General features: G+C 67.9%; 16 protein-coding genes and 1 pseudogene. 13 read left to right on the top strand and 4 right to left on the bottom strand.

Going from position 1 to position 17,149, the window contains the following annotated elements; genetic code table 11:
* The first annotated feature begins 126 nt into the window (after positions 1 to 126).
* The 3 genes from B1790_RS20725 to B1790_RS20715 are packed head-to-tail and all read left to right on the top strand — an operon-like array spanning position 127 to position 3,147.
* Positions 127 to 1,176 (top strand): cupin domain-containing protein, encoded by a 1,050-nt coding sequence (locus tag B1790_RS20725; RefSeq protein ID WP_079925117.1) that lies wholly within the window; start codon positions 127 to 129, stop codon positions 1,174 to 1,176.
* A 29-nt stretch (positions 1,177 to 1,205) separates the two neighbouring features.
* The gene (locus tag B1790_RS20720) at positions 1,206 to 2,033 is read left to right on the top strand and encodes an alpha/beta fold hydrolase (protein WP_079925164.1); all 828 of its coding nucleotides are present in this window, start codon (positions 1,206 to 1,208) and stop codon (positions 2,031 to 2,033) included.
* Between the two features lie 58 nt (positions 2,034 to 2,091).
* The gene (locus B1790_RS20715) at positions 2,092 to 3,147 is read left to right on the top strand and encodes an aldo/keto reductase (protein WP_079925116.1); all 1,056 of its coding nucleotides are present in this window, start codon (positions 2,092 to 2,094) and stop codon (positions 3,145 to 3,147) included.
* Here the strand turns inward: B1790_RS20715 and B1790_RS20710 are convergent.
* From B1790_RS20710 to B1790_RS20700, 3 genes are all read right to left on the bottom strand, one after another.
* Positions 3,119 to 3,970 carry an alpha/beta hydrolase gene (locus B1790_RS20710; protein ID WP_079925163.1) on the bottom strand — a complete coding sequence of 284 codons (852 nt, stop codon included), beginning with the start codon at positions 3,968 to 3,970 and terminating at the stop codon, positions 3,119 to 3,121. The genes B1790_RS20715 and B1790_RS20710 overlap by 29 nt on opposite strands.
* 90 nt (positions 3,971 to 4,060) lie before the next feature.
* On the bottom strand, positions 4,061 to 4,756 hold the full coding sequence (locus B1790_RS20705; protein WP_079925115.1) for a GntR family transcriptional regulator: 696 nt from the start codon (positions 4,754 to 4,756) through the stop codon (positions 4,061 to 4,063).
* Positions 4,753 to 5,280 carry an HD family phosphohydrolase gene (locus tag B1790_RS20700; RefSeq protein WP_079925114.1) on the bottom strand — a complete coding sequence of 176 codons (528 nt, stop codon included), beginning with the start codon at positions 5,278 to 5,280 and terminating at the stop codon, positions 4,753 to 4,755. The genes B1790_RS20705 and B1790_RS20700 overlap by 4 nt, the downstream gene beginning before the upstream one ends.
* Positions 5,281 to 5,389: 109 nt before the next feature.
* Here B1790_RS20700 and B1790_RS20695 point away from each other — a divergent pair, with 109 nt between their 5' ends.
* The 6 genes from B1790_RS20695 to B1790_RS20670 are packed head-to-tail and all read left to right on the top strand — an operon-like array spanning position 5,390 to position 11,087.
* A complete protein-coding gene (locus B1790_RS20695) occupies positions 5,390 to 6,505 on the top strand; it encodes a TIGR03364 family FAD-dependent oxidoreductase (RefSeq protein ID WP_079925113.1) in 1,116 nt (371 codons plus the stop codon).
* A gap of 11 nt (positions 6,506 to 6,516) precedes the next feature.
* Positions 6,517 to 7,194 carry a phosphonatase-like hydrolase gene (locus B1790_RS20690; protein WP_233165236.1) on the top strand — a complete coding sequence of 226 codons (678 nt, stop codon included), beginning with the start codon at positions 6,517 to 6,519 and terminating at the stop codon, positions 7,192 to 7,194.
* A 9-nt stretch (positions 7,195 to 7,203) separates the two neighbouring features.
* Positions 7,204 to 8,250: a 2-aminoethylphosphonate ABC transporter substrate-binding protein gene (locus B1790_RS20685; RefSeq protein ID WP_079925111.1), complete on the top strand. Its 1,047-nt coding sequence runs from the start codon at positions 7,204 to 7,206 to the stop codon at positions 8,248 to 8,250.
* A 2-nt stretch (positions 8,251 to 8,252) separates the two neighbouring features.
* Positions 8,253 to 9,410 (top strand): ABC transporter ATP-binding protein, encoded by a 1,158-nt coding sequence (locus B1790_RS20680; protein ID WP_079925110.1) that lies wholly within the window; start codon positions 8,253 to 8,255, stop codon positions 9,408 to 9,410.
* Entirely contained in the window at positions 9,407 to 10,315 is a 909-nt protein-coding gene (locus tag B1790_RS20675; protein WP_079925162.1) for a 2-aminoethylphosphonate ABC transporter permease subunit, read from the top strand. The genes B1790_RS20680 and B1790_RS20675 overlap by 4 nt, the downstream gene beginning before the upstream one ends.
* Positions 10,290 to 11,087, top strand: coding sequence for an ABC transporter permease (locus B1790_RS20670; RefSeq protein WP_079925109.1), 798 nt, complete (start codon positions 10,290 to 10,292; stop codon positions 11,085 to 11,087). The genes B1790_RS20675 and B1790_RS20670 overlap by 26 nt, the downstream gene beginning before the upstream one ends.
* On the opposite strand, the gene B1790_RS20665 is transcribed toward B1790_RS20670, so the two are convergent.
* Positions 11,084 to 12,388 carry a septum formation family protein gene (locus tag B1790_RS20665; protein WP_158083858.1) on the bottom strand — a complete coding sequence of 435 codons (1,305 nt, stop codon included), beginning with the start codon at positions 12,386 to 12,388 and terminating at the stop codon, positions 11,084 to 11,086. The genes B1790_RS20670 and B1790_RS20665 overlap by 4 nt on opposite strands.
* 274 nt (positions 12,389 to 12,662) lie before the next feature.
* On the opposite strand from B1790_RS20665, the pseudogene B1790_RS20660 reads away from it, so the two are divergent.
* The 4 genes and pseudogenes from B1790_RS20660 to B1790_RS20645 all read left to right on the top strand — a co-directional run.
* A pseudogene (locus tag B1790_RS20660) lies at positions 12,663 to 12,842 on the top strand (hypothetical protein); the annotation flags it as partial.
* Between the two features lie 76 nt (positions 12,843 to 12,918).
* Positions 12,919 to 14,415, top strand: coding sequence for an amino acid permease (locus B1790_RS20655; protein ID WP_079925106.1), 1,497 nt, complete (start codon positions 12,919 to 12,921; stop codon positions 14,413 to 14,415).
* Between the two features lie 61 nt (positions 14,416 to 14,476).
* Positions 14,477 to 15,700 (top strand): alpha/beta hydrolase, encoded by a 1,224-nt coding sequence (locus tag B1790_RS20650; RefSeq protein ID WP_079925105.1) that lies wholly within the window; start codon positions 14,477 to 14,479, stop codon positions 15,698 to 15,700.
* A 4-nt stretch (positions 15,701 to 15,704) separates the two neighbouring features.
* Positions 15,705 to 17,120 (top strand): wax ester/triacylglycerol synthase family O-acyltransferase, encoded by a 1,416-nt coding sequence (locus tag B1790_RS20645; RefSeq protein ID WP_079925104.1) that lies wholly within the window; start codon positions 15,705 to 15,707, stop codon positions 17,118 to 17,120.
* Positions 17,121 to 17,149: the final 29 nt, after the last annotated feature.

Below are 17,149 nucleotides of genomic sequence, written 5' to 3'. Positions count from 1 at the left end.
GCGCCACCGCTGGGGGCTAACCGGTAGTGGACATTGCGGCCAGCGGCGTCGACGCCGTCACCCCCGGTGGAGCAAGGTAAGTGGCATAGCCCGATTGGGCGACCCGCATACCGAGGAGGCGCAGTCATGACCACGTCGATCAACCGCAGCAATCACACCCTCTCGCTACTCGACGGCGAGATCGTCGAGGAGTCCGAGTTGGGCTCGATGCGGCGGGTCACCGCCGATAACCTGCCCATCCTCAAGGGCCTGTCGATCAAGCGGGTGTTGCTGAACTCGGGTGCGATGCGCACGCCGCACTGGCACGCCAACGCCGACGAACTCACCTACTGCGTGTCGGGCACCGCCCTGGTGTCCATCCTCGACGACGGCAGCAAGTTCTCGAGCTTCGTCGTCACTGCCGGACAGATGTTCCACGCCGAATCCGGCTCCCTGCACCACATCGAGAACATCGGCGATGACGTCGCCGAGTTCATCATCGCGTTCCGCAACGAGCGTCCCGAGGACTTCGGTTTCGGCGCCACCCTTGGCGCGTTCTCCGACGCCGTGCTCGGCAACACCTACAATCTGCCGTCCTCGGACTTCGCCAAGATCCGCCGCACCACAACCGATCACAAATTGGCCGCCCGCATCGGTGATCCGGTCGTGCCCGCTGGCGCGTACTTCAACGATCCCCACAAGTTCGACGTCGAGGCCCAGCCGCCCAGCCTGAACTACGTCAGCGGCAGCGCCCGCTTCGCCCGCGAGCAGTACTGGCCGGCGCTGAAGAACATCTCGATGTACTCGCTGCGCGTCACCGAGGACGGCATGCGCGAGCCACACTGGCATCCCGTCACCGCCGAGATGGGCTACGTCCAGCACGGCGACGCTCGCATGACGGTGATGAATCCCGATGGCACACTGGACACGTGGAACATGACCACCGGCGACATGTACTTCATCCCGCGGGCCTACCCGCACCACATCGAGAACATCGGCCAGGATGACTGGCACTTCCTGATCTTCTTCGACCAGCCGTTCCCTGCGGACATCGGCTACAAGGCCTCCGCCAGCGCATACTCTCGTGAAGTGCTCGCCGCCACGTTCAACACCCACCTCGACGACCTCCCGACGTTCCCCTTCACCCCGGCCGACCCGCTGGTCGTCGGACGCGTGAACCCGCTCGACCCCCGTTAGTTCTCTACCGCCAAATGAGAGGCACCGCAATGGCTTTCGTCACCACACCCGACGGCACCGACATCTTCTACAAGGACTGGGGTACCGGGCAGCCGATCGTCTTCAGTCACGGCTGGCCGCTGTCGTCGGACGACTGGGACAACCAGATGTTGTTCTTCCTGGCCCAGGGTTACCGCGTGATCGCGGCCGACCGGCGGGGCCATGGTCGGTCCACGCAGACCCCGGGCGGGCACGACCTGGACCACTACGCCGACGACCTCGCCGTCGTGGTCGAACACCTCGACCTGCACGACGCCGTCCACGTCGGGCACTCCACCGGCGGTGGTGAGGTGGTCCGCTATCTCGCCCGCCACGGCGAGAGCCGAGCGGTCAAGGCCGTGCTGATCAGCGCGGTCCCGCCGTTGATGGTGCAGACCGAGGCGAACCCAGAAGGCTTGCCCAAGAGCGTGTTCGACGGTCTGCAAGCCCAGCTGGCGGCGAACCGGTCGGAGTTCTACCGCGCGCTTCCGTCGGGGCCGTTCTACAACTTCGACAAGCCGGGCGTGGAATCGTCTGAGGCGATCGTCGAGAACTGGTGGCGCCAAGGGATGATGGGTGACGCCCTGTCGCACTACGACGGCATCGTCGCGTTCTCGCAGACCGACTTCACCGAGGACCTCAAGAAGATCACCGTACCGACCCTGGTGATGCACAGCGTCGACGACCAGATCGTGCCGTACGTGGCCGCCGGGCCGAAGTCCGCCGAACTGTTGGTCAACGGCACGCTCAAGACCTACCGCGACAACTTCCCGCACGGCATGCCCACCACGCACGCCGACGTGATCAACGCCGACCTGCTGGCCTTCCTGAAGGGATAGCGGTGACGGATCTGAGTATTTGGAAATAAACTCAGCCCGACTGGTCTTGGATGTGGGCATGGAGCACTTCACCTTCGGTCGCAACAACGGCCTGCGCGTGTCCGCCCTCGCCCTCGGCGCAGGGAACTTCGGGACGCGCTGGGGGTACGGCGCCGACGCCGAGACGTCCCGTGCGCTGGTCGACCGCTTTGCCGACGCCGGGGGCACGGCGATCGACACGGCGGCGAGCTATCAGGTCGGCGAGTCCGAGGAGAACCTCGGACGCATCCTGGCGGGGCGACGGGATCGGTTCACCATCGCCACGAAGTTCGCCATCGGTGGTGCGACACCGGACGGCAGCGGCGTACTGCAAACCGGCAACGGCCGACGGGCGATGTTCCGTTCGGTCGAGGACAGCCTGCGGCGTCTCGACACCGACTATCTCGACCTGCTGTACGTACACTTTCCGGACTTCGTCACCCCGGTCGAGGAGATCGTCCGCGCATTCGACGACCTCGCCAGCGCAGGCAAGATCCTCTACGCCGGTCTGTCGAACTTCCCGGCGTGGATGACGGCTCGTGGGGTGACCCTGGCCGACGTGCGGGGGTGGACGCCGATCTCGGCCGTGCAGTTCGAGTACAGCCTCGTCGAGCGCAGCGGTGACCGCGACAACCTCCCCATGGCCGAGGCGCTCGGCCTCGGCGCCGCACTGTGGTCCCCGCTGGGCGGCGGACTGCTCACCGGGAAGTACCGCAGCAGCAGTGCGGGCAGGCTGACCGAGTGGAATCGGTTGGTACACGCCGAGGACGAGCCGGTGAAGGCCGCGACGGTGGGCGCCGTGCTCGACGCCGCTGGCGAGCTCGGGGTGCCGCCTGCCAGGGTGGCCGTCGCCTGGCTGCTGGAACGCGCCAGGCGGTCACCGACGGGCGTGGTGCCGGTGATCGGCCCGCGCACGGTGGACCAACTCGACGACTACCTGGCCGCGCTCGACGTCGACCTTGGTGCGGAGATCTACGACCGTCTGGACCGGGCCAGCGCCATCCCGCTTGGCCAGCCCCACGAGCAGAACACCGCGCGACTGAGCACCACCCTCGGTGGCGACGGTTTCAGGACGGGGCCGATTCCGTCTGCGTGAGGTGTCGGCGCAACCAGGTGACTTGGTTGGCGAAGAAGCCCTGTGACACCAGGGCTTTCGGGACGACGCCGTCGAAACCGTGAAAGGCGCCAGGGACGACCTCGACGTCGCACGGCACCCCGGCTGAGGTGAGGCGTTCGGCGTAGGCGAGATCCTCCTGATGGAAGAGGTCGTTGGTGCCGACCCCGATCCACGCCGGCGGCAGCCCGCCAAGATCGGGATTGCGCGCGGGGACGGCGACGTTCGGGTCGGCGTCGCCCAGGTAACTCGCCCAGCCGTAGACGTTCGACTTCTGCGTCCACAACCGATGGTGGTGGTCGTCGAGACCCTCCTGCGTTGCCGAGCGGTCGTCGACCATCGGGTAGACCAGCAGTTGCGCCGCCAGGTTCACCTCACCCCGGTCGCGGGCCAGCAGCGCCAAAGCGGCGGCGAGTCCGCCGCCGGCACTGGCACCGGCGACGGCGACGCGCGCGGGGTCGACGCCGGGCAGGTCCACCAGCCAGCGCAGCGCGCCGTAACAGTCCTCGAGCGGGGTCGGATACGGGTACTCGGGCGCCAGACGGTAGTCGACTGCCGCGACGGTGACACCCAGCTCGCGGGCGAACCGGCGGCACACGTCGTCGTCCTGGGCTGCGCTGCCGATGACGTAACCACCGCCGTGAATCCACAGCAGCGCAGGGCCTTTCGCCTGCGCGTCGGGTACTCGATGTAGCCGAACCCGGACACCGGAGGTCAACGTCAGGACCTCGACGTCGGGCGGCGTTCGGCGGTCCATCAGGCGTGCGGCCACGCGGAACACCGGCAACGAATTGGGGGTGATCATGCTGCGGGGGATCAACCGGGCGGAGCGCTTCAGCTCGGGATGAAAGTCGGCCACCCGACCGACACTACTTATCGGACGGTTCCCGCGCGCCTAATCGCGATCGTCGAGCAGGGCTTCGAACGCCACTCGGTCACCGCGATACAGCGAGCGGACCACTTCGATCGGCCGGCCGTCGGTGTCCACCGATCGCCGATGCAGCCGCAGCATCGGCATGGCCGTCGTCGACTCGAGCAGTCCGGCTTCGCGCGGGGACGCCAGCACGGTCTCCACTCGTTCGACCGCCGAACCGAATTCGACTCCGGTGGCCCGGACCGCGGCATAGAGCGAGGTCGTCGGATCGAAGGTCTCGGTGAACGCGCCGAAGCGATGCTTCGGCAGGTAGGTGCTCTCCAGCCCGATGCGTTGCCCGTCGGCGAGGAGGATGCGTTCGAGATGCATCACCGCGGCACCGTCGGTGACGTCGAGCGCGGCGGTGAGATCGGGGGTGGCCTCGACGTCCTCCCAGGTGACCAGGAGACGGCCCGGTTTGCGCCCCATCTTCAGGGCGCCCTCGGTATATGACTTGAGTGAAAGGGGCTGCACCAGCTTAGGTTTCGACACCACCGTGCCACGCCCGCGGCGCTCGATGCGTCCCTCGACGAGCAGTTCGTGCAACGCCTGCCGCACGGTTTCGCGTGCGACCCCGAAGCCTGCGGCCAACTCCCGCTCGGGAGGAAAGGCGTCGCCCTCGACGAGTCCGTCGAGGATCTCGTCGAGGGCCGTGCGGATCGCGTGCGGCTTGCTCATGACTCCCTCTGGCGGGCAACGCGTTCGGCGACGGCGAGCACGTCGTCGATCGTAACGGTCGCGGCGGCGTCGGGGTCCTTGGCGGCGTCGTCGTAGCGGCGCAGCCGCAGCGCGTCTGGCCACCACTCGTGCGCGACGAGTGCGGGTTCGACCTCGGCGCCGCCCTGGGCCCGAAGTGACGTCAAGGACGTCGGGGTGAGCGCGGCGCCGTAGGTGGGATCGGTTGCCACCAGGTACCGCTTGGCGGCGACGTGTTGGCCTGCCAGCCAGCCGACCCGCTCGCCGAACCGCGGTGACAGCCACTCCCGGGCCGTCTGGTCGTGCCGTTCGGCCGCCGCCGCGTCGAACAACGGACTGTGCGCGATGTCGTGCAGCGCGGCGGCGAGCACCAGTTCGTCGTCGGCACCGTCGTCGACGGCGCGGGCCGCTGACTGCAGGGCGTGGTCGAGTTCGTCGACCGCTTCTTCGTCCCACACGTCGCGCAGCGACGACAGGAGGCGGGCGGTTTCGGTGATCGCGTCCACGGTTGCAGCATACCCCCGATTGGTCTATACCAATTGTTCATCTGCCGTTCCGGCTCCCATCACCGGAGCGTCGGCAGCCCGTATCCACGAGTCTGGAAGGTCAACCACCATGCGCGTCACGATCATTGGCGGCGGAATCCTCGGAACCGCCCACGCCCTCGAAGCGGTTCGGCGCGGTCATCACGTCACCCAGCTCGAGCGCGAGCCGGAGGCCCGCGGCGCGACCGTCCGCAACTTCGGTCTGGTTTGGGTCTCCGGCCGGGCCGAGCACGAACTCGACGCCGCCCTGCGGTCCCGTGAACTGTGGGAACGGATCGGCGCCACGATCCCCGGCGTCGGGTTCCGGCCCGCCGGCTCGTTGACGCTGTTGCGCACACCGCGCGAGGTCGCTGTCGCCGAACAGGCCGTCGAGCGTGCCGACGCCGCGCCGCGGGGCTTCGAGTTACTCGAGCCCGATCGAGCCCGTGCACTGAATCCCGCACTGCGGGGTCGGTTCCTGGCCGCATTGCACTGTTCGCGCGACGCCGCGGTGGAGTCACGCCAGGCGATGCCCGCCATCCGCGAATATCTTTGCAGCACCGGTCGTTACGACTTCATGTCGGGGACCGAGGCGCGCTCGGTCGACGGCACCACCGTCCGCGACGACCGCGGCAGACTCCACGACGCCGACCTGGTTCTGGTGTGCCCCGGCGCCGCGCACGGTGGTCTGACCCGCGAGATTGCCGGCGACCTGCCAGTGCGACGCGTGCGGTTGCAGATGATGCAGACCGACCCTCTCGGCGAGCCACTCACCACGGCCATTGCCGACGGCGACAGCTTCCGCTACTACCCGGGCTTCGCGGGGAGTGCCCTTGACGGGTTGCGGGACAGCGAACCTCAGCACGAGACCGCGGCCGAGGGGCGCATGCAGTTGCTGTGCGTTCAGCGTCTGCACGGCGGGCTGACGATCGGCGACACCCACGAATACGACGAGCCGTTCGCGTTCGACGTCGACGACGCGCCCTACGACTACCTCGCCACGCGCGTCGAGGAATTCCTCGGTCGGCCGTTGCCGACCGTCCGGCGCCGGTGGGCGGGCGTGTACAGCCAATGCGTCGACCCCGGGCAACTGGTGATGCGCACCAAGGCGGCCGACGGCGTCTGGGTGATTACCGGTCCCGGCGGCCGGGGCATGACGCTCGGACCCGCCATCGCCGAGCAGACCGCCGATCTGATCGAACTATGAAGGAAACAAGCATGATTCAACTCGCCGTGCTCGACATGGCAGGAACCACCGTCGCCGACGACGGCCTGGTGATCAGTTCGTTCGAGGTTGCCGCGACGGCAGCGGGCCTACCCGTCGAGGGGTCCGAACGCGAGCACGCCCGCCAGTACGTGCTCGACACGATGGGCCAGTCCAAGATCGTCGTGTTCCGTGCATTGTTCGGCGCCGAGGACCTTGCCCAGCGGGCCAACGCCGCCTTCGAGAGCGCATACGCGGCGGCGATCGACGAGGGCCACGCCAGAGCGGTCGACGGCGCTGCCGATGCGATCGCGCGCCTTCGCGACGCCGGCGTCAAGGTGGCGCTGACGACGGGATTCAGCGGGCCGACGCAGCAGAAGCTGCTGGCCGCGCTTGGCTGGGAGTCCGCCGTCGACCTGGTGCTGGCGCCCGGCGCAGGGGTGCGCGGCCGTCCCTACCCGGACCTCATCCTGACCGCCCTGATGCGGCTGGGCGTCGACGGCGTCGGTGACGTCGCCGCACTCGGTGACACCACCAGTGACGTCACCAGCGCGCTGCGCGCCGGATGTTCCATCGCCGCAGGCACTCTCACGGGAGCCCACGGCGAGAAGCAGTTGTACGACGCCGGAGCCACCCACGTGGTGCCGACGGTATCCGAGTTCGCCGACCTGATCCTCGACCACCAACCCTAGGACGCAGAGATGACGCTTCGAAAGACCTTGGCGGCCATGACCGCTGTGACCCTCGCCGTCACCCTGACGGCGTGTGGCGGCACCGGATCCTCCGGTACGGGAACGGGTGAGACCATCACGGTGTACAGCGCCGACGGTCTGGCCACCTGGTACAAGACCCAGTTCGACGCCTTCACCAAGAGCACGGGCGTCAACGTCAACCTGGTGGAAGCCGGTTCCGGCGAAGTGGTCTCGCGCGTCGAGAAGGAACAGTCGAACCCGCAGGCCGACCTGTTGGTCACCCTGCCGCCGTTCATCCAGAAGGCCGACCAGTCGGGTCTGCTGCAGCCGAGCGGCGTCGACGTCAGCGGCATCCCGGCCGCCCAGGTGGGCCCCGACGGCCACTACCTGCCGGTCGTGGACAACGCGCTCAGCTTCATCGCCAACCCCGGCGCGAACCCGCAACCCGCCACCTGGAACGACCTGCTGGCACCCGAATACAAGGGCAAGCTTCAGTATTCGACGCCCGGGCAGGCCGGTGACGGCACCGCGGTGCTCGTCCTGCTGCAGCACCTGATGGGCAAGCCCGCGGCGCTGGACTACCTCGGCAAGCTGCAGGCCAACAACGTAGGACCGTCGTCGTCGACCGGCAAGTTGCAGCCGAAGGTCAGCAACGGCGAGCTGCTGGTCGCCAACGGAGACGTGCAGATGAACCTCGGCTCGATCAAGGACGACGGGTCGAAGTTCACCGTCTTCTTCCCGGCCGCCGCCGACGGCACGAAGACCACCGTCTCGCTGCCCTACGTCGCGGGCGTCACCAAGGGTGCGCCCCACGCCGACTCGGCCAAGAAGCTGCTCTCCTTCCTGGTCTCGGAGGACGTCCAGAAGACCGTCGCACCCGAGGCGCTCGGCATCCCGGTGCTGAGCTCACTGGTTTCGTCGGCGCAGGGTGCGGCCGCACCGAACACCCCGGCCGCGGTGCTCGAGGGCGTCGACGTGTGGGTGCCCGACTGGAACGCCGTGCTCAAGGATCTCGACGCCGACGTCGCCGCGTACCAGAAGGCCACCGGCAGCTGATCATGGCCGAGACCCGGGTAGGGAAGACCAGCGTTCGCCGCGAAGCGGTCACCGAAAGTGGCACGCCCGCAATCACCTTCGACCGCATCGGCGTGACCTACGGCCGCGGCAACAAGACGACGACGGCGCTGGTCGACTTCAACCTCCGGGTGGCCGTCGGTGAGACGGTGGCGCTCCTTGGCCCCAGCGGGTCCGGCAAGTCCACCGCACTCAACGCGTTGGCCGGGTTCGTCCGCCCAGCCACCGGCGCGGTCCGGCTCGCCGGTCGCGACGTCACCGACCTGCCGCCTGCCAAGCGCGGCATCGGGGTGGTGCTGCAGTCCTACGCACTGTTTCCACACATGCGGGTGCACGACAACGTCGCATTTGGTCTGACGTCGCGACGGGTCCCGCGTGGCGAGGTCACGTCCCGGGTCGCCGAAGCACTGGACATGGTCGGCATGTCCGCCTACGGAAAGCGCCTGCCCCGTGAGCTTTCCGGTGGCCAACAACAGCGGATCGCGATCGCAAGGGCGCTGGCGATCCGGCCGAGCGTGCTGCTGCTCGACGAACCCCTTGCGGCGCTGGACGCCCAGCTGCGCCAGTCGATGCTCGCAGAGCTGCAACGACTCAAGGAGGCGCTGCCCGACACCGCGATGCTCTACGTGACCCACGACCAAGGTGAGGCGCTGGCACTGGCCGACCGGATAGTCGTGATGAAGGACGCGCGGCTGATGGACGTCGACACGGCCGAGAATCTCTGGAAGCGACCGCCGACCAGTTTCACGGCCGCCTTCCTCGGTGGTGCCAACCTGATTCCCTGCACCGTGGGGCGGGTCATCGGCACGTCGGCGCTGGTGACCTTCGCGCACAAGACGGTCAGCGCGGAGGCACCCCAGCCCACCGTCGGCAGAGCGGACTGGGCGCCACAGTCCAAGGCGCTGCTGTGCATTCGCCCGCACGCCGTCAAGGTCGTCGGCCTCGGTGATCGAGATGCGCTGCGCGCCAAGGTGAACGCCGCGGTGTGGCGGGGTGCAACCACCCGCCTTACCGTGTCGGTTCACGGCTTGGCCGACCAGGTGATCGACGTCGACGTGCCCGGTGCGACGACGTATGACGTCGGGGCCGAGATTGGTCTGCGGTTCCCCGAGCCCGCCGGCGTGCTGGTGCAGTGCCCGTGACGGCCGTCCTCGAGTCGACGTCGGAGGCCCCGGTCCGACCGGCCGCGCCGAGGTCGGCGGCCGTGTGGTGGGCGGTTCCGCCGGTGGCGATCGTGCTGCTCGCCGCGGTGTACCCCCTGATTCGGGTGTGCCTGGAGTCGGTGAAGGGCGTTGGCACCCAGAGCAGTTGGCTGAGCGTGCTTTCCTCGGGGGCGTTCCGCGACGCGCTGTGGCGGACCGTCGCGATCGCGGCCACCTCCACGCTCGGCTGCCTGGTCCTCGGCACGTTCCTGGCCGTCGTGCTGGCCTTCGTGCCGTTTCCAGGCAGCCGCCTCGTCGGTCGTCTGATCGACACCGTGCTGGCGCTGCCGTCGTTCCTCGTCACGTTGGCCTTCACGTTCCTCTACGGCACCGCGGGCGCGGTCAACGCCGCCATCGCCGGCGTCACGGGCGATCAGGCGCCCGTCCTCGACTTCCTCTACACCCCGGTGGGGGTGATCGCCGCGGAGATCACGTTCTTCACGCCTTTCGTCGTCCGTCCGCTGTTGGCGTCGTTTTCGACGCTGCCAAGGGCACAGCTCGACGTCGCGGCGAGTCTCGGTGCGTCACCCCTTCGGGTGCTGCGCTCGGTGGTGCTGCCCGAGGCGTGGCCCGCGCTGATGGCCGGCGGCAGTCTCGTTCTGCTGTTGACGCTCAACGAGTTCGGCATCGTGCTGTTCACCGGAGCCAAGGGTGTGACCACGCTGCCGGTGCTGATCTACACCAGGGGGATCGTGTCGTTCGACCTGCCGGGCGCGGCGGTGATCGCGACGGTGCAGATCGCCCTGTCGCTGGCGCTCTACACCGTCTACCGGGTCGTCTTCGCCCGCGTGACGACACGACGAGGAGGGACGGACACCGATGTTGTTGTGGACCAGGCGAAGTAGGGCCGTCCTGCTCGGCGTCTTCGCGGTCGTCGTTGCCGTCGTCTTCGTCGCGCCACTGGCGACGGTGATGCTCGCCGGGTTGGCGGGGTCGTGGACCGGTGCGCTCCCGTCGAACCTGGGCCTGGCCCACCTCGGCGGCGCGCTGTCCGGGGAGAACCTGGCGAGCCTTTCGGTCAGCCTGCAAACCGCCTTCGTCGCGGGTGGTCTGGCGTTGGTACTCGGAGCGTGGGCGGCGCTTGCGGCGCGGGAGGCGCCGCGGTGGCTGAGCCGGATCGTCGACGCGGTGTTCCACCTGCCGATCGCGGTGCCGTCGGTGGCCCTTGGGCTCGGCCTGCTGATTGCCTTCAACTCGCCGCCGCTGCTGCTCGGCGGAACGCGGTGGATCGTCATCCTTGGGCACGCCGTCCTGGTGCTGGCCTTTTCCTTCAGTGCCGTGTCGGCCGCGCTGGACCGCCTCGATCCGGCCTACCGACTGGCCGCGGAATCCCTTGGGGCCAGCCCCATTCGGGTGCTGATGCGGGTGACGCTGCCGATGTTGCTCCCGGCGTTGGGTGCGGCCGCTGGTGTCGCCGTCGCGTTGTCGATGGGCGAGCTCGGCGTCACGGTGATGGTGTATCCGGCGACGTGGAAGACGTTGCCCGTCAGCATCTTCGCGCTCACCGACCGTGGGCAGGCGTTCCAGGCGGCCGCGGGAACGACCGTCCTGCTGGTGGTCACCCTGGTGGCGCTGGTCGGGCTGGGCCGCATCCGTTCCGCGGCGTCCGTGCGTTAAGCAGCAGGCGCGGGCGCGGGTTCCGGCGGGACGTAGCCGGGCAGCGTGATCGGAGGAAGGCCGGGAATCTCGAGGATTCCTGGTGGCGCTGGAGTGCTGGTCTCACTGGGCGCCGTCGCCGGTCCCGGCGGTGGTCCAAGCGGAGGCGCCGTGCCCGTCGTGGTTGGGACCTCGGTCGTCGGGGCCGGGGCCGTCGAAGTCTCGGTGGGTGCGGCGGTGGTCGTCGGCGCGGGAGGCGGGGTCTCGGTCGGCAGCGGCCCGATCGGAATCAGGGGCTCTTCGTAGACCGGCGGAGGCGCGGGCTCCGACGCGCTGGGCGGCGGGGGAGGCGGAGGTGACGGCGACGGTGCCGGTGGGGGAGGCAGATCCGCAGGCGACGACGTTCGCACGCTTCCCGACCGTGGCGTCCAGCCCTGTACGGCGGGCTTGCCGATGCCGCACGACACCTGCTTGCTGCCCGCCGCCCAACTGACGGCGGACACCGGCTCGACACCGAGGGACAGTCCGGACGTGCTCAACCTGGCGGGCGCCAGGTAGGCGTCGGCCGTGCGGGTGCAGGCCTCGGTGATGAACGAGCGCTGCTCCGAGTCGGACGGCAGGCTCCCCGTGAACCGCTCGGCCAGGCTCACCGAGCCGGTGACCTCGAGGCCGTGCGGTGTCGAGCAGTCGACGGGAATGTCGGTCGACCGGTTCGCCGAATCGAGGCCGAGGCAGGTGCCCGGCGCCCAGACCTTCGACTGGTCAACGTCGACGATGCGGCCCTTGAAGGGCACCGGCTTGCCCTCTTGGCCGAGCAACTGGAGTCCGCACAACAGGTTGCGGCTGCCGGTGTTGGTCCCGTCCGCGTCACCCGCCCAGAGAACGCTGATGGTGAATCGGCTGTTCGGGTCGTAGTGGGTTCCCAGGTATTCGCGCACGGCGAGCTGGCACGGCTCGCCGAAACCGTTCATGTCGACGGGTTTGGCGACTTCGAACATGTGGTCCGAACGGCACTGCACGAACGACGGCTTGTCGGGCGCGTCGGGGGGCCAGCTGAGGCACGTTCCGGTGCCAGCGTTGCTGAACACGATGCTGGCGCGGCTGCCGCCGCTGGCGGTCCGGGGCGCCTCCGGGGTGGACGTGAGCAGCTGGATCACACCGCCGACGAGCACGACGATCATGACCAGGGTGAGGATCCCTCGGCGGTGCGCGCGGGTCTGCCGTCGCTTGGTCTCACCCTCGGGACCCGAACACTTGTCGTCGAGCGCGGCGAGCACGGATGCCAGGTCAGGGACGCCGCCACCCGTCTGGGGGTTCTTCACCGTGCCCGGCTCCGTCGAGGTGTCGGCACGAACCCGCCTTCCACGCCCCTGCCTTCCACGACGATGAGCTGGCCGCATGTGCTAGCCACGGCATCAAGCGTGGCACAGCCTCGCAGGGGACGCCACGTCTGCGGCCGTACCGTGACCGGCTTCGACGCCATTCCGTGTCTCGGTTGCCTGTGAGTCGACGTGATTTCCGGCACGTTTCTCCGGCACGGGTGTCTACTGACATCAGAACCCAACTTCGGCTCGACGACGACGCGAGGTAGGTGCCATGGCACGTATCGACCTGACTGCCAAGATCCCGTTGATCGGGATGTCCATGGTGTTCCTGGCGATGGGGATCGTCGCCGTCACCGCCTATTTGCACGTGGGGTGGTGGTCGATCGTCGGGTACGCGATCGCTGCCGTCCTCGCGGTGTTCGGTTTTGCGTTCACCTTTCGCGACATCAACGACACGTCGAAACCGCCGCCGGTGGTGCCGCCGTCGAACGGGGCGACCCGATGAGCACGGAGCCGGAGGCGACCCGATGAGCACGGAGCCGGAGGCGACCAAGCAGGAGGACTACGACAACTCCGCGTTCACGACCGAGGACGCCGGCTACGAGAAGGGCCTCAAGCCGCGTCAGCTTCAGATGATCGCGATTGGAGGGGCGATCGGCACCGGGCTGTTCCTCGGTGCGGGTGGCAGGCTCGCCAGCGCGGGACCCGCGCTGTTCCTGGTGTACGCCTTCTGCGGCGTCTTCGTGTTCCTGATCTTGCGGGCACTCGGTGAATTGGTGCTGCACCGGCCGTCGTCCGGCTCGTTCGTGTCCTACGCCCGCGAATTCCTCGGCGAGAAGGCGGCCTTCGTCGCCGGGTGGATGTACTTTCTCAACTGGGCGATGACGGCGATCGTGGACTCCACGGCGATCGCCACCTACTTCCACTTCTGGAAGGCCTTCGCCGACATCCCGCAGTGGTTGATCGCGCTGATCGCGCTGGCCATGGTGCTCGGCATGAACATGATCTCGGTCAAGGTGTTCGGTGAACTCGAGTTCTGGGCGGCGCTGATCAAGGTGATCGCACTGGTGACGTTCCTGGTTGCCGGCACGATCTTCCTGGCGGGCCGCTACAAGATCGAGGGTCAGGACACCGGTTTCAGCGTGATCGCCGACCACGGCGGACTGTTCCCGACGGGGCTGTTCCCGGTCGTCATCGTCACCTCCGGCGTGGTGTTCGCCTATGCCGCAGTCGAACTCGTCGGGACGGCGGCGGGCGAGACGGCCAATCCCGCGAAGATCATGCCGCGGGCCATCAACTCCGTCATCGCCCGGATCGCGCTCTTCTACGTCGGCTCGGTGTTCTTGCTTGGGCTGTTGCTGCCGTACACGGCCTACAAGTCGGGGGAGAGCCCGTTCGTCACGTTCTTCTCCAAGATCGGGGTCGACGGCGCAGGCACGATCATGAACATCGTGGTCCTGACGGCCGCGTTCTCGAGCCTCAACGCCGGGCTGTACTCGACGGGTCGGATTCTGCGGTCGATGGCGATGAACGGCAGCGCACCGAAGTTCACGTCGTTGATGAACAAGCGCGGGGTGCCCTACGGCGGCATCTGCCTGACGGCGGTGATCGGACTGTTCGGCGTGCTGCTCAACGGCGTCGTACCGGCGCAGGCGTTCGAGATCGTGCTCAACGTGGCGGCGCTGGGCATCATCGCGTCGTGGGGCACCATCGTGATCTGCCAGATTCAGCTGTACCGCTGGTCCAAGAAGGGCATTCTGGAGCGCCCGTCGTTCCGGTTGTGGGGAACGCCGTGGACGGGCTACCTCACGCTGGTGTTCCTGGTGGGCGTGCTGGTGCTGATGGCCTTCGACCCGCCCATCGGGACGTGGACCGTGGCGTCCCTGGTCGTCATCATCCCCGCGTTGGTCATCGGCTGGTTCGCGGTCAGGTCGCGGGTGCTGGCCGTGGCTCGGGAGCGTGAGGGCTACACGGGCCAGTTCCCGGTGGTCGCGAACCGGCCTGCGCCGGGCAAGGACGAGTAGCGAGTAGACAAATTCTCAACAGTGTCGTGTGCCTCACACCCAACCGGGGTACCCTCGCGAAATGACGGCTCGACCGGACACCCGGTACCCCGGACCCACCCTGACGACGCGGGTGCGGTGGCTGATGAAGGCGGGGCCAGCCGACTACATGCTGGCGGCAAGCGTCGCCGCGACGTCACTGCCGGTGATCGGCAAGCATCTCGAACCGCTCGGCGGCATCACGGCAATGAGCATCTGGGGTGTTCGGCACACCCCGGACTTCGTCGGTGCCGCGGTCAAGTCCTGGTTCACCCCTGGCATCGGCGAGGTGAAGAAGGAGCAGCGCGACGCGACTGCGTCCGTCACCAAGGCCGCGCTGCGTGGCGTGGTCCCCGCGAAGGATCTCGCCATCACCTGGCCTGCACCCGAACGCACCCCGCCGGTGTGGAAGGCCCTCGGGCACCGCCGCAGCGTCTATCGTTCCTCGGTTCGCTACGGCGACAGCCCATCTCAGCTGCTCGACGTGTGGCGCCCCAAGGAGTTGCCCGCCCAGCCCGCACCGGTGATGATCTTCCTGCCCGGTGGTGCCTGGGTGCACGGCGGACGCATTCTGCAGGGCTACGCGCTGATGTCCCACATGGCCGAGATGGGCTGGGTGTGTCTGTCGATCGACTATCGCGTCGCCCCGAATCATCCTTGGCCGCAGCACATCACCGACGTGAAGACGGCGATCGCGTGGGCCAGGGCCAACGTCGACAAGTTCGGCGGTGACCGGAACTTCGTCGCCGTGGCGGGCACGTCGGCCGGTGGTCACCTCGCAGCGTTGGCCGGATTGACCGCAGGTGACCCGGAGATGCAGCGCGAACTGCCCGAGGGTTCCGACACCTCGGTCGACGCGGTCGTCGGGATCTACGGCCGCTACGACTGGGAGGACAAGTCCACCGTCGAACGCGCCCGCTTCGTCGACTTCCTGGAGCGCGTCGTGGTGAAGCGCAAGATCGCCAGGCACCCGGAGATCTTCCGCAGGGCGTCCCCGATCGCTCGCACCCACGCCGACGCACCGCCGTTCCTGGTGATCCACGGCGGCGGCGACACCGTCATCCCCGTGCAGCAGGCGCGGGACTTCGTCCAGAAGCTGCGCGGCGAGTCCCGTTCGGTGGTCGGCTACGTGGAGTTGCCGGGCGCCGGACACGGCTTCGACATGACCGACGGCGCCAGGACGGGGTCGACGGCCACGGCAATCGGATTGTTCCTCAACGAAGTTCACCGAAACCAGACGGCGGCGGCGGCAAGGGCGGTTATATAACCGCGTGAAGAGGCTCAGCGGGTGGGACGCGGTACTTCTGTACAGCGAAACGCCGACCGTGCACATGCATACGCTGAAGTTGGCCGTCATCGCGCTCGACGAGCTGAAGGGCCGGACGTTCGGCGTCGAGGACTTTCGAAAGGTCATCCACGGTCGGCTGCACAAACTCGACCCGTTCCGCTACGAGCTGGTCGACATCCCGCTGAAGTTTCACCATCCGATGTGGCGGGAGAACTGCGAAGTCGACCTCGAGTACCACATTCGTCCGTACCGGGTGGAGAGCCCGGGTGGGCGCAGGCAACTCGACGACGCCGTCGGCAAGATCGCCAGCACGCCGCTGGATCGCAGCAAGCCGCTGTGGGAGATGTACTTCATCGAGGGGCTGGCCGACGGCCGGATCGCCGTGCTCGGCAAGATCCACCACGCGCTGGCCGACGGTGTGGCCTCGGCGAATCTGATGGCGCGCGGAATGGACCTTCAGACCGCGCCGGACGACCGAGATTCCTACGCAACCGACCCGGCGCCCACCAAGGCGGAGTTGGTGCGCACCGCCTTTGGTGACCACCTGCGTCAGATCGGCAGGCTGCCCGCCACCATGCGGTACACCGCTCAGGGGCTGGGCCGGGTGCGCAAGAGCCCGCACAAGCTGGGGCCGGAACTGACCCGACCGTTCACCCCGCCGCCCACCTTCATGAACCACATGGTCGACGCGACCCGTAAGTTCGCGACGGCGACGCTGCCGCTCGTCGACGTCAAGCAGACCGGCAAGCAGCTGGGCGTGACCATCAACGACATGGTGCTGGCGATCTCCGCGGGGGCGTTGCGTCAGCTGCTGCAGAAGTACGACGGGCACGCGGATCATCCGCTGTTGGCTTCTGTCCCAGTCAGTTTCGACTTCTCCCGCGATCGCATCTCGGGCAACTACTTCACCGGTGTGATGATGACGCTTCCGGTGGAGATGGCCGATCCGCTCGAGCGGGTGCGAGCCGTGCACGACGCCGCGGTGTCGGCGAAGGAGACCCACCACCTGATGGGCCCCGAGTTGGTGAGCCGATGGTCGGCGTACTTCCCGCCTGCGCCCGCCGAAGCCCTGTTCCGCTGTCTGGCCAACAAGGACGGTCAGAACAAGGTGCTGAACTTGCCCATCTCCAACGTGCCGGGCCCTCGCGAGCACGGGCGGGTGGGCGGAGCGCTGGTCACCGAGATCTATTCGGTGGGTCCGCTCACCACCGGCAGCGGGCTCAACATCACGGTGTGGAGCTACGTCGACCAGCTCAACGTCTCGGTGCTGTCCGACGGTGCCACGCTCGCCGACGCGCACGAGTTGACCGAAGCCATGGTCGAGGCGTTCGTCGAGATCCGGCGTGCTGCTGGGCTTTCCGAGGAGCTTACGGTCGTCGACGGGGCGATGGCACCGTAGCGATGCCGGCCAGCCGCGCCGAGACTGCA

This window comes from Mycobacterium sp. AT1 (assembly GCF_002043095.1).
GTDB lineage: Bacteria > Actinomycetota > Actinomycetes > Mycobacteriales > Mycobacteriaceae > Mycobacterium.
The sequence above is the reverse complement of the archived record's forward strand: the minus strand, read 5'-3'. Positions and strand labels throughout refer to the sequence as shown.

Bases quoted from the DNA above. Each gene is read 5' to 3' on its own strand.
- B1790_RS20725 (WP_079925117.1), top strand. From the start codon at position 127: ATGACCACGTCGATCAACCGCAGCAATCACACCCTCTCGCTACTCGAC.
- B1790_RS20720 (WP_079925164.1), top strand. From the start codon at position 1,206: ATGGCTTTCGTCACCACACCCGACGGCACCGACATCTTCTACAAGGAC.
- B1790_RS20715 (WP_079925116.1), top strand. From the start codon at position 2,092: ATGGAGCACTTCACCTTCGGTCGCAACAACGGCCTGCGCGTGTCCGCC.
- B1790_RS20710 (WP_079925163.1), bottom strand. From the start codon at position 3,970: ATGATCACCCCCAATTCGTTGCCGGTGTTCCGCGTGGCCGCACGCCTG.
- B1790_RS20705 (WP_079925115.1), bottom strand. From the start codon at position 4,756: ATGAGCAAGCCGCACGCGATCCGCACGGCCCTCGACGAGATCCTCGAC.
- B1790_RS20695 (WP_079925113.1), top strand. From the start codon at position 5,390: ATGCGCGTCACGATCATTGGCGGCGGAATCCTCGGAACCGCCCACGCC.
- B1790_RS20690 (WP_233165236.1), top strand. From the start codon at position 6,517: ATGATTCAACTCGCCGTGCTCGACATGGCAGGAACCACCGTCGCCGAC.
- B1790_RS20685 (WP_079925111.1), top strand. From the start codon at position 7,204: ATGACGCTTCGAAAGACCTTGGCGGCCATGACCGCTGTGACCCTCGCC.
- B1790_RS20680 (WP_079925110.1), top strand. From the start codon at position 8,253: ATGGCCGAGACCCGGGTAGGGAAGACCAGCGTTCGCCGCGAAGCGGTC.
- B1790_RS20670 (WP_079925109.1), top strand. From the start codon at position 10,290: ATGTTGTTGTGGACCAGGCGAAGTAGGGCCGTCCTGCTCGGCGTCTTC.
- B1790_RS20655 (WP_079925106.1), top strand. From the start codon at position 12,919: ATGAGCACGGAGCCGGAGGCGACCAAGCAGGAGGACTACGACAACTCC.
- B1790_RS20650 (WP_079925105.1), top strand. From the start codon at position 14,477: ATGACGGCTCGACCGGACACCCGGTACCCCGGACCCACCCTGACGACG.